We start from the raw sequence: 9,208 nt of genomic DNA, 5'->3' as shown, positions 1-9,208 counted from the left end.
GCACCAGCACGGCCACCGCTGCGGCGGCACTGGTGAGGGCGATGGCCTTGGGCTTGAACAGCACCCGGAACAGTCCCAGCAGCTTCAGGTCGACCACCGGGCCCAGCACCAGAAAGGCCAGCAGCGCTCCCGGGGTGACCTGGGCAGCGAAGCCAAGGGCAAGGAAGGCATCGACGCTGGAGCAAACCGAAACCACCACCGCCAGCAGCATCAGGCTCAGCACAGAGATGGTTGGAGCCCCCCCCACCGCCAGCAGCCAGCTGCGCGGCAGCAAGGTCTGCACCGTGGCGGCGATGGCACAACCCAGCACCAGCAGGGCGGCCAGATCGAGAAATTCGCGGCTGCCGTGCTGGAGCACCTCCTGCAAGGGCGGCCGCGCCACCTTGACGGGCTGCACCTTGGCGCCGATGGCACCCACAATTCCGCTGCGACGCTCCAGCAGCCCCACCTGGGTCAAGGGCTGACTCAGCCGCCGTTCTTCAAGCAGCACTGGATCTAGTAATTCGGCCTCGGGCAGCAGGCGCAGCACCGTGGCCAGCAGCACCGCCAGCAGCAGGGCTGCTCCGGGGCGGGCCGCCAGCAGCCAGGGTTGGTTGGGGAAGGCGGCCCAGGTGCTGGCCAGCACGATTGGATTCAGCACCGGCGCGGCAAACAAAAAGCCCAGGGCCGTAGCAACCGGCGCACCACCGGCCAGCAGCCGCCGCGCCACCGGCACATTGCCGCATTCACAAGCGGGCAGGGCAAAGCCAAGGGCGGCACCGGTGAGGGGCCCCAGCAGGGGGTGGGCTGGCAGCTGCCGCAGCCAGGCACCTCCAGGGGCCAGCCAGCGGGCCAGGCTGGCGATACCGACGCCAATCAGCAGAAACGGCAGGGCTTCGAGCAGCAAACCCTGAAAAATTGCCCAGGCGGTCGCCAGCTGTGCCAAGAGCAACCCGCAGGGATGGCCATCATGGACGCTGATTCAGGGCCTTTGGCTTTGCGCAGCTGGGGGTGGCTCGAGCTCGGGATGGGTGGCGCAGGGCATCCACATCGAACCCATCGCATGGACGCCGTTGCAGCCCAGCTGTTTGGCTTTGATCAGGGCTTCCTGCTTGCTTGGGTAGGCGTAGATATTTGGGGTATGGGTTCCGGTGGCCGCTTGGTGGTGCTGGTGGGGGGTGCTGGCTCCGGGGTTCCAGATACCCATCACATTGACGCCAGCCACCACGATGCCCATGCCCACCACGCAGATATTGATCACCCCCATGCCCACGGCACCGAGGCTCAGCACGCCCATCGGCACCACCCCAATGCTCACGACCCCCATTGGCACGATGCCGATCGAGATGATGCCCAGGGGTGCGATGCCGATGGCCAGCAGCTTGGGTTTGTCGCCGCACTTGGGCATTAATGAGCCGGCGTATGGCTGCCATGGCCATCGCCATGTTTGGCGCAGGGCATCCATTTATCGCCCATCTGGTGCGCTCCGGTGCAGTGGAAATGTTTAGCGGCTTTTTCGGCCGCGGCCTTGCTGGGATATAGCGCCTGAACCCCACCTCCACCTGGGCTGGTCTGAGCCAGGGCGGCAGCGGGCAGCATCAGGGCAGCGGTCAGCAGTTGGAGCAAGCGGCCCATCGGGCGGTGGCGGTTCATTGAGGCGCAAGATAGGAGCCCCGCGCCCCTGGCCCAGTCATTGCTGGCTTGATGTCAGGGTTTGAACCACCCGGGAAGGGCTTCAAAACAGGCGGCATTTTTCTCGTTTTCCCTCGCCTCCACCTTCCAGCAGCAGCTGCGGCCGCTGTCGCGGCCGTGCAGCAGTTCGTTTGCCCAGCCCCACACCAGCTCCGCGCTGGCCTCCATGCCCACATTGGCCATCACGCGCAGGTCGAGGGCGCCCTGGTCGTGCAGCTGGCGCCAGGTGGAGAGGAGGGGGTCATCGGCATTGGCCAGAAAGGTGTGGTCGAATTGATCTGCCAGCCGGGCTTCGAGCTCTTTCAGGCTGGAGAAATCCACCACAAATCCACAGTCGTCGAGTTCATTGGCCCGAAACCAGAAGCTAAAACTGCGGCTGTAACCATGCACGAAGCGGCAGTGGCCCTGGTGGCGCCATTGGCGATGGCAACAGGGATAACCGCTGAAGGTTTTACTGCAGCTGTAGGCCGGAGTGGGCATGGGTCAGGATCGGGACAGCAGCAGCGCAAGGGCCTTGTCAGCAGTATTTCAGCCCCCAGACCCTCAATTCATTGGGGCCTTGCGCTTCAACGAAGCTGGTTTGATCCCCGCGGTCGCCCAGGACTGGCTCGATGGCGCCGTGTTGATGGTGGCCTGGATGAACCAGGAGGCGATCGAGCGCACCCTCGCCAGCGGCGAGGTGCACTACTGGAGCCGCTCGCGCCAGGAGCTATGGCATAAGGGGGCTACCAGCGGCCATATCCAGCAGCTCAAGGGCCTGCGTTACGACTGTGACGCTGACGTGCTGCTGCTCAGCATTGAGCAGAGCGGCGATGTGGCCTGCCACACCGGTGCCCGCAGCTGCTTTTACGACAACGGTCCCGAGCCCACGGCCGGGGGGCCATCGGCCGCTCAGCCGCCGGCAGATGTTTGCACCGAACTAATGCGGGTGATCGAAGGGCGGCGCGACCTTCCCGAGCCCGGCAGCTACACCAACAAATTGTTGGAGGGGGGCGACAACCGCATCCTCAAGAAGATCGGGGAGGAGAGCGCCGAATTCGTGATGGCCTGCAAGGACGACAACGCCGCCGAGATCGCCGCTGAAGCGGCCGATATCGTCTTCCACCTGCAGGTAGCCCTTGCCCACCACGGAGTCAGCTGGCGGCAGGTGCAGCAGGTGCTGGCCGCCCGCCGCGGCGCGCCCCGGCGGGACTGAGGGCCGCCTCAGCCTGTGCTGAGCATGGCCGCAGCAATCCAGATCACCAGGCCGGTAAGCACGAAGCCTCCAGTTGCCACGGTGTATTGCCAGATAGCTTGGACCCTTGGTGTGGGCTGGCCTTCCAGCCAGGCTGGGCGGGCCCAGCCGCCGCCGTCTGTCCAGGGGTTTAATCCTCCAGTGGGCGCGCGCCTGGCCATTGCCTCACGCCAGTAGGAGTCGTATCGGGGGGCTTGCTGGTTGAAGGGCATGGTGCCTACGTCCTGGCCGGGAAGTACCCGCGAGCGCTGAAAAGGCACCAGGTTGTCGCCGAAGTTGTCGCGGTATTCGTCGGAATTTAGTAGCGCGTCAACAAACTTGGGCAGACCCTGCTCGGCGATCACGATCGACCAGGCGATCTGTTCAGCTTGGCCATGCACCGGTCGGCCAAATACCCGACCCACCACCTGTTCCACCACCCTGTAATTGCTATTGCAGCGATAAAAATCCCTCTGAAACTTCTCCGAGAGCAGGAGTTGGCGGATGAAGTCGCGGGTGCTGATCTGACCGGAGCGCAGCTGGGATTCCAGCACCGCATCACGGTCCACTTTGAAGGCGTGAAAGTAGATCTGACGGTAGGCCTGCTCAATCACAGCATCGGTGGCTGCCGGATCCCGCACCAGGCAAGTGGTGTCGATCTGGCGGGGGCTTTCCTCACCGGCGGCCAGAAAGCTGCTGACACGAGCGCTGTTGGTGAGTGGCTTGGTGGCCAGAACGGGCAAGGGCACAGGGCTGAAAAATCCTCAAGGCGAGCAACGTATAAGTTTTTTCAAGCGCTCTTTAAAAGATTCGTTGGATTATCAGACAACTTGACAATGCGCAACATTGCGCAATTAATGGCAGCCGACCTGGTCCCCGGCTGCAGTTGAGTCACTGCCTGGAAGACCGGGCTGCTGTTGCAGCCACATAAAAGTGGCCCGATCCCGGGCCGTGAGTTGCAGCACGGGGGTTGGCCCGGGCACGCCCGCCATGGCGTCTTGGGGCTGATCACTGTGTCCCCACATCCCGAAGGCGTGGCCAAGTTCGTGCAGGGCCGTGGCCTGGATGGCGTCCGGTCGCTGCCCAGGGCTGATGCTCACCAGTACCCGCGGTTCGATTTTTGGGGGGTCGCCTGGCTTGTTCGTCGCCAGAGCTAGCTCGGCTCGGCCATGGCTGGCCCGGCCCCGCTGCAGAGGTGGCCGGCGCCTCAATATCTGTACTTGGGCCGATTCCCTGCTTTCGCTGCGGTGAATCGTGACCAATTCAGCCCAGCTTGCCAGCGCCGCTTCCACGGCTTGCAGCCAAAGCTGATCCCAGCGGGCGGCAGGCCCGTCGGCTGCGGCGGGCTCGATCCACACGCACCAACTTTGACGCTTGGGCCAGCCGTGGGGTGTGGGAACCAGCAGCTGGCGGTAATCACCCCCAGCTGCTTCGGCTGTCAATGCCCTGGCTGGAAAAAGCGCCAGAGCAAGCACCAGGCCGCAAGCCGGGAGGCTCGCTCGATTTAATCGCCGGCTTAATCGCCGCAGCATCAGGCAGGCAGGCCGACGCCGCGGGCCATCAAGGTGGCTAGTAGGGGCACAAGGGCAAAGCCCACCAACTCAATATTGAGAATCCAGCCCAGACGGGTGGCGAGAGCTTCGCTTACTTGGGGCAGCTCGCCCTTGCGCAGCGGGATGGCCCAGAGGATGTAGGTGATGGTGGGGTACAGCGACAGCCCTCCCACCCCTAGATAGAGCCCAACCTTCCACCAGAACAGGGGGTTCTCCGTATAAAACTCGCTTCCCTGGCCGAAGTACAGAACCCGCAGAATCCCGCTCACAAGCAGGGCAAGGGCTGCCAGGCCATACACCACATCGGTGATCACCATCAAGGTGGCATCGGCCTTGTTTGGATTTGGCTTGATCAAGCGCCGCTCAAGCACCAAGGCGCCAAAACAGAGCATGAAGCTCACGTAGTGCACGTAGGCCACCCCAGCGCGGGAGAGCACTTCAGGGGGGATGGCAGCCAAGCCAGGCATATGTAGTAGGCAAATCTTGGCAACCGTAACCGGCCGGTCAGCTGGCCTGCTGCCCTGCCCAACAGGGAGCTGAAATCAGCAGCCATTGTGAAAGTTGAACAAGCACGGGAATTGAGGGGAATTTTGAAAGTCGGAAGCTTTTTTGTTAGTCCGTTTGTGCTTGCTGATTGCCCTTAGGTTCAATTCATTGCTTAGGTGATCTATGGCGAGCTCCTTGAGCGTCTTTTTAGGTGAAATTGGCCGTCATCAGTTGTTGACACCCGAGCAGGAGCTCACCTTGGGTCGCAAGGTGCAGGCCATGGCCCTTTTGCAGGAGCGCTGCCGTGATGCCGGTGGCTCGGGACCTGCTTGCGACTTCAATGATCTGGAGCGCTGCACCCTCAAAGCCGGTGAGCTGGCCAAAAACCAAATGATCACGGCCAACCTGCGGCTGGTGGTCAACCTGGCCAAGCGCTACCAGAACAAGGGCCTAGAGCTGCTGGACCTAATCCAGGAGGGCACCCTTGGTCTCACTCGCGCCGTGGAGAAATACGATCCCAGCCGCGGGCATCGCTTTAGTACTTACGCCTATTGGTGGATTCGACAGGGTCTAACCCGCGCCCTATCCACCCAGAGCCGCACCATTCGCATTCCCGTCAATGTGAATGAAAAGCTCACAAAATTGCGGGCTGCCAAAGCTCGCTATCTCCAGGCCAACGGAGTTGCACCTAGGCCAGCCCAGTTGGCCCAGATGATGCATCTGCCCCAGGCGGCAGTGGATGATTTGCTGGGCTGCGAACTACGCAGCATCACCGTGAGCCTGCAGGGGGTGGTGAAATCGAAGTCTGATCCCTTTGAGCTGGTTGATGTGTTGCCCAGCCCGGAGCTGCCGCCGATGGAGCGCGTTGAGCTTGCCGAGCGCACGGCCGCGGTGTGGACCCTGCTCGAATGCGCCAACCTCACCCCCAAGGAGCTCACGGTGGTGATGCAGCGCTTCGGTCTCGATAGCAGCCACGAATGGCGGACCCTGGCTGAAGTGGCCCGCCAGCTCGATTGCAGCCGGGAGTATTGCCGCCAGGTGCTGCAGCGGGCCCTGCGCAAATTGCGGAAAACCGGCATCGATAGCGGTTTGGTGGAAGCCGAGTAGCTGTCGTTTGCTCCTTGAATGAGCAAGTTGGCTGCAGTGCTGCCGTGACCGAGTTCGTAGATCCGACCTCAGGGGATGCTTCCGCAACGGATGCTCCCGTCGTTGATGCCCAGGTGTTGGAGAGCACCGAGGTGAATGAGGTGGTGTTGCTCAAGTTGTTGCGCCGGGCTGGCCGCACCCTGGCCAGGCCGGCCCTGGAATGTCTGGAGCTGTTGCTTGACCCCCAGACCCCTGCACCAGCCAAGCTCACCGTGCTGGCCGCGCTCACCTACCTGCTGGTGCCCTTAGATCTGATTCCAGATTTCATTCCGGCGGCGGGCTTCAGCGATGATCTTGTGGCCGTTACGGCGTTGCTTGGTTTGTGCAGTCGCCATCGCACCCCGGCGGTGCAGTTGCGGGCCCAGCGCAGACTGGATCAATGGTTTCCCCTGAACCGCTGATAGCGATGGCCAGCCTCACAGATGCAGAGCTCGATGATCTGCAGAGCTTTCTCAAAGACTGGCTGCGCCACACCGGACGCACCCAGGCGGATCTCAGGCGCGCTCTGCAAGCTGCTTCGATTCGGATGCCCGTCCTGCTTGAGGTGCTGCAACGCACTCACAACCGCGACGGGTTGCCTGGCCTCGCCAAGCAGCTGTGTGGCGTTGAGGAGCTCTGGCAAAACGAAGATGGAGCGGGCCAGAGCGAGGGTGCGGGTCGGCTGGGGTTGGAGGCTTCGCTGGGGCAGCTAGATCTGCTGTTGCAGGAAATTCGCCAAGACCAGCAAACCTGAGCATGGCCGTTCAGAGTGGCGAAATAACAGCTATTGCTTCGATGCAGCTCCCAGGCGTTTCTTTGGCAACCCTTGCCGCCAGCACCTTGCTCGCCATGGCTCCAGCCTTGGCCCAGTCTGAAAGTTTTCTTTTGGGCCCTGGCAGCTCCGTGGGGCCATCCACCAAGGTCAAGCCCAAAAATTGCGTCACAGCAGCGGATGGATCCATCACTTGTGACACCCAGCTGGAAAGCTCCCCCAGCGACACCCAAGCCCGACCTATCTATGAGCAGTTCAAGAATTAATTGGAGACTGTGATCAAAAAACTGCGCCGGCTCTGGCAAGACGCCACCTATCTCGAGCTGATCGATCGCAGCGAGCAATCCCTGGCCAAGCTGCTTGGCTTCGTGTTGCTGGTGGTGTTGGTAGCTGGCACCGTGCAGTTAACGATCGGTGTAACCGCGGCGGTGCTCCAGCCCGATACGCCCTGGCTTGGCAGCAAGATAAATGCGGTCTTGGGCGATCTGCTCACCCTGCTAATTGCGGTGGAGGTGCTCCAAAACGTGACCTCCTATCTGCGCCGTCATGTGGTGCAGATCGAGCTGGTGTTGCTCACAGCCATGACCGCTGTAGCTCGCAAGGTGATCGTGCTGCCCCCCGGGGCCGAAAACAAGCCTGAGCTTCTCGGCGGGCTAGGTATTGCGGTGCTCGCCCTAGCGACGGCGTTCTGGCTGGTTCGCAGCGTCAACATTCGTCAGCCTCCCGCCAGAACAGGGCCAGCCATACGGTCCCCGGAGCAGGATCCGTAGCGAGCAGCCTGTGCCGCCGGTGGGCTGGAATCAGCAGGCTGTCACCTCGGCAGAGCTCTACAGGCACCGTCTCACCGTCGAGCTCAAGTAGGGCGCTGCCCTGGAGCAGGGTTACCCACTCGTGATCCTCTTGGTCGTACCAAAAACCCTCAGGACTGGCTGCTAGGCAGGAGTGGATCCGCTCAAGTCGCCAGTTTTTTTGATCCATTAAAACGACACTGATTTCCTGTCCCTTAAGAGGGCAGGGAGTAGCTAAGAGATTGGCTTCAGGTTGACGGGGGGGATCGGTTTCACCCCAGCGCCGACCGATCTCGAAGCCCCGGCTGCGGGCTAGTTCCACCACCCCGTGGTGATTGCTGCAGTCCCGCAGGGCCTGGCGCAGGGATGGCTCGGCCTCGCTGAGGGCCACGAAGGCATTCAGCTGGCGAACCTTCTCGAGAAATTGCTGCAATTGGGCTTCAGCCATCGCGGCCCCGTTCGTTTTGCTGGCTCAGGTCTTTGATCATCCGCCATCGCTGGAAGGATTCCCCAGCAAATATCACCTTCTCTTCGGCCTCGATCTGCCAGCCGAGCTGGAGCAAAAGCGGCTTAGAAAGCTGGCTCGCCTCGGTGTGTAACTGGCGGCCCCCCTGTTGCCAGGCGTGGCTTTCAAGGGACTGCAGGATTAGGCGGCCCCTTCCCTGCCGGGAGGCTCTGCCGCGGCAATAGAGAAGCGATAGCCGTTGCGGCGGATCCAGCACCCCAAAAGCTTCAATAATGTTTTGGTTGTTGGCTGCGCAGCTGGCCAGGCCATAGCCCCTATGCAGGGCTTCGCGAACAGCATTGCTGGTGTGGGCATGGTTGGCCCATGCCGCAATCTGAGCTTGGCTATAGAGGCCTTTGGCCTGGCTGATCACGGCGTCGTGATACACCGCTGCTACTTGATCGAGATCGACGGGATGCAGCACCCGCAGGTTTTCCATCCCGTTGCTGGGTTCAGCCTGCTTTCTATCACCGCTGCCAGCCAGCATCGAAATGGGCTGAATGTTTAGGCATTGAATTGCCTGGCAAAGCTTGGCAGCTGCAGTTAATGGTGTAAATTCTGAATGTAATTCCCAGGGGCAAACCTCTTAAGCCCCGCCAATTCACCCACCAATCCCCTAAATCGATGCTCACAGGATCAGAACTGCTTGCCAAGGTCAAAGAGCTTGGCGATGTGGGTAAGTCGGAGATCGTCCGGGTCTGCGGCTATGTCTCCAATAAGAAGGATGGCGGCGAGCGCCTTAATTTCACTGCCTTCTATGAGGCCCTGCTTGAAGCCAAGGGCGTTGAGCTTGGCGGTGCTGGCAAGGTTGGCAAGGGCGGCCGCAAACTCAGCTACATCGCTACCGTGCAAGGCAACGGCAACCTGCTGATCGGCAAGGCCTACACGGCACTGCTTGATCTCAAGCCCGGCGATGAGTTCGAGATCAAGCTCGGCCGCAAGCAGATTCGCCTGATTCCCGCCGGTGCCACCGACGAAGACGAAGAGTGATAGCCGCGTCCCCATTTGACGCTGCTTAAGCATCTGTTAATTGTTTCCCCCGGCTGGTCCGGGGTTTTTTTGTCTTGCCGTCCACGACTCTCTGGTCAGGCGGCT

At 61.6% G+C, this 9,208-nt stretch carries 15 protein-coding genes; 6 read left to right on the top strand and 9 right to left on the bottom strand.

Features of this window, described 5'->3' with window-relative positions; translation table 11 throughout:
* From KBY72_RS13210 to KBY72_RS13195, 4 genes are all read right to left on the bottom strand, one after another.
* Positions 1 to 925 (bottom strand): permease (locus tag KBY72_RS13210; protein ID WP_254993771.1); only part of this gene is annotated, 925 nt, incomplete at its 3' end.
* Positions 926 to 961: 36 nt separating this feature from the next.
* On the bottom strand, positions 962 to 1,387 hold the full coding sequence (locus KBY72_RS13205) for a hypothetical protein (protein ID WP_254930005.1): 426 nt from the start codon (positions 1,385 to 1,387) through the stop codon (positions 962 to 964).
* The gene (locus KBY72_RS13200) at positions 1,387 to 1,632 is read right to left on the bottom strand and encodes a hypothetical protein (protein ID WP_315859559.1); all 246 of its coding nucleotides are present in this window, start codon (positions 1,630 to 1,632) and stop codon (positions 1,387 to 1,389) included. Before KBY72_RS13200 ends, KBY72_RS13205 begins: the two co-directional genes overlap by 1 nt.
* Before the next feature lie 54 nt (positions 1,633 to 1,686).
* On the bottom strand, positions 1,687 to 2,151 hold the full coding sequence (locus tag KBY72_RS13195) for a 6-carboxytetrahydropterin synthase (RefSeq protein ID WP_254930006.1): 465 nt from the start codon (positions 2,149 to 2,151) through the stop codon (positions 1,687 to 1,689).
* A 34-nt stretch (positions 2,152 to 2,185) separates the two neighbouring features.
* On the opposite strand from KBY72_RS13195, the gene hisIE reads away from it, so the two are divergent.
* Positions 2,186 to 2,866 carry a bifunctional phosphoribosyl-AMP cyclohydrolase/phosphoribosyl-ATP diphosphatase HisIE gene (gene hisIE / locus KBY72_RS13190; RefSeq protein WP_261361243.1) on the top strand — a complete coding sequence of 227 codons (681 nt, stop codon included), beginning with the start codon at positions 2,186 to 2,188 and terminating at the stop codon, positions 2,864 to 2,866.
* Between the two features lie 8 nt (positions 2,867 to 2,874).
* On the opposite strand, the gene KBY72_RS13185 is transcribed toward hisIE, so the two are convergent.
* From KBY72_RS13185 to KBY72_RS13175, 3 genes are all read right to left on the bottom strand, one after another.
* Complete coding sequence (locus KBY72_RS13185; protein WP_254930008.1) at positions 2,875 to 3,633, bottom strand: phycobilisome rod-core linker polypeptide; 759 nt, start codon at positions 3,631 to 3,633, stop codon at positions 2,875 to 2,877.
* Between the two features lie 105 nt (positions 3,634 to 3,738).
* The gene (locus KBY72_RS13180; protein ID WP_254993770.1) at positions 3,739 to 4,242 is read right to left on the bottom strand and encodes a peptidase; all 504 of its coding nucleotides are present in this window, start codon (positions 4,240 to 4,242) and stop codon (positions 3,739 to 3,741) included.
* A 173-nt stretch (positions 4,243 to 4,415) separates the two neighbouring features.
* Complete coding sequence (locus tag KBY72_RS13175; protein ID WP_106502844.1) at positions 4,416 to 4,904, bottom strand: DUF2214 family protein; 489 nt, start codon at positions 4,902 to 4,904, stop codon at positions 4,416 to 4,418.
* A gap of 202 nt (positions 4,905 to 5,106) precedes the next feature.
* Between KBY72_RS13175 and KBY72_RS13170 the strand changes: the two genes are divergently transcribed.
* The 4 genes from KBY72_RS13170 (at position 5,107) to KBY72_RS13155 (ending at position 7,590) form a co-directional block, all read left to right on the top strand.
* On the top strand, positions 5,107 to 6,030 hold the full coding sequence (locus tag KBY72_RS13170; RefSeq protein WP_254959625.1) for a sigma-70 family RNA polymerase sigma factor: 924 nt from the start codon (positions 5,107 to 5,109) through the stop codon (positions 6,028 to 6,030).
* Between the two features lie 44 nt (positions 6,031 to 6,074).
* The gene (locus tag KBY72_RS13165; RefSeq protein ID WP_254941783.1) at positions 6,075 to 6,470 is read left to right on the top strand and encodes a YkvA family protein; all 396 of its coding nucleotides are present in this window, start codon (positions 6,075 to 6,077) and stop codon (positions 6,468 to 6,470) included.
* A 5-nt stretch (positions 6,471 to 6,475) separates the two neighbouring features.
* On the top strand, positions 6,476 to 6,802 hold the full coding sequence (locus tag KBY72_RS13160; RefSeq protein ID WP_254959751.1) for a hypothetical protein: 327 nt from the start codon (positions 6,476 to 6,478) through the stop codon (positions 6,800 to 6,802).
* A gap of 284 nt (positions 6,803 to 7,086) precedes the next feature.
* The gene (locus KBY72_RS13155) at positions 7,087 to 7,590 is read left to right on the top strand and encodes a phosphate-starvation-inducible PsiE family protein (protein ID WP_254993769.1); all 504 of its coding nucleotides are present in this window, start codon (positions 7,087 to 7,089) and stop codon (positions 7,588 to 7,590) included.
* On the opposite strand, the gene KBY72_RS13150 is transcribed toward KBY72_RS13155, so the two are convergent.
* Both KBY72_RS13150 and KBY72_RS13145 read right to left on the bottom strand, forming a co-directional pair.
* Complete coding sequence (locus tag KBY72_RS13150) at positions 7,526 to 8,056, bottom strand: Nif11 domain/cupin domain-containing protein (RefSeq protein WP_254993768.1); 531 nt, start codon at positions 8,054 to 8,056, stop codon at positions 7,526 to 7,528. The two genes, KBY72_RS13155 and KBY72_RS13150, sit on opposite strands and share 65 nt — an antisense overlap.
* Complete coding sequence (locus KBY72_RS13145) at positions 8,049 to 8,600, bottom strand: GNAT family N-acetyltransferase (protein WP_241518252.1); 552 nt, start codon at positions 8,598 to 8,600, stop codon at positions 8,049 to 8,051. Before KBY72_RS13145 ends, KBY72_RS13150 begins: the two co-directional genes overlap by 8 nt.
* 137 nt (positions 8,601 to 8,737) lie before the next feature.
* Here KBY72_RS13145 and KBY72_RS13140 point away from each other — a divergent pair, with 137 nt between their 5' ends.
* Positions 8,738 to 9,103: an AbrB family transcriptional regulator gene (locus KBY72_RS13140; protein WP_254959621.1), complete on the top strand. Its 366-nt coding sequence runs from the start codon at positions 8,738 to 8,740 to the stop codon at positions 9,101 to 9,103.
* The last annotated feature ends 105 nt before the right edge of the window (positions 9,104 to 9,208 follow it).

This window comes from Cyanobium sp. BA5m-21 (genome assembly GCF_024346235.1).
GTDB classification, from domain to species: domain Bacteria; phylum Cyanobacteriota; class Cyanobacteriia; order PCC-6307; family Cyanobiaceae; genus Cyanobium_A; species Cyanobium_A usitatum.
This window is presented reverse-complemented; position numbering and strand designations above follow the sequence as displayed.

Excerpts from the sequence above, each read along its gene's own strand:
- KBY72_RS13205 (WP_254930005.1), bottom strand. The coding sequence starts at position 1,387 with ATGCCCAAGTGCGGCGACAAACCCAAGCTGCTGGCCATCGGCATCGCA.
- KBY72_RS13200 (WP_315859559.1), bottom strand. The coding sequence starts at position 1,632 with ATGAACCGCCACCGCCCGATGGGCCGCTTGCTCCAACTGCTGACCGCT.
- KBY72_RS13195 (WP_254930006.1), bottom strand. The coding sequence starts at position 2,151 with ATGCCCACTCCGGCCTACAGCTGCAGTAAAACCTTCAGCGGTTATCCC.
- KBY72_RS13175 (WP_106502844.1), bottom strand. The coding sequence starts at position 4,904 with ATGCCTGGCTTGGCTGCCATCCCCCCTGAAGTGCTCTCCCGCGCTGGG.
- KBY72_RS13170 (WP_254959625.1), top strand. The coding sequence starts at position 5,107 with ATGGCGAGCTCCTTGAGCGTCTTTTTAGGTGAAATTGGCCGTCATCAG.
- KBY72_RS13160 (WP_254959751.1), top strand. The coding sequence starts at position 6,476 with ATGGCCAGCCTCACAGATGCAGAGCTCGATGATCTGCAGAGCTTTCTC.
- KBY72_RS13150 (WP_254993768.1), bottom strand. The coding sequence starts at position 8,056 with ATGGCTGAAGCCCAATTGCAGCAATTTCTCGAGAAGGTTCGCCAGCTG.
- KBY72_RS13145 (WP_241518252.1), bottom strand. The coding sequence starts at position 8,600 with ATGCTGGCTGGCAGCGGTGATAGAAAGCAGGCTGAACCCAGCAACGGG.
- KBY72_RS13140 (WP_254959621.1), top strand. The coding sequence starts at position 8,738 with ATGCTCACAGGATCAGAACTGCTTGCCAAGGTCAAAGAGCTTGGCGAT.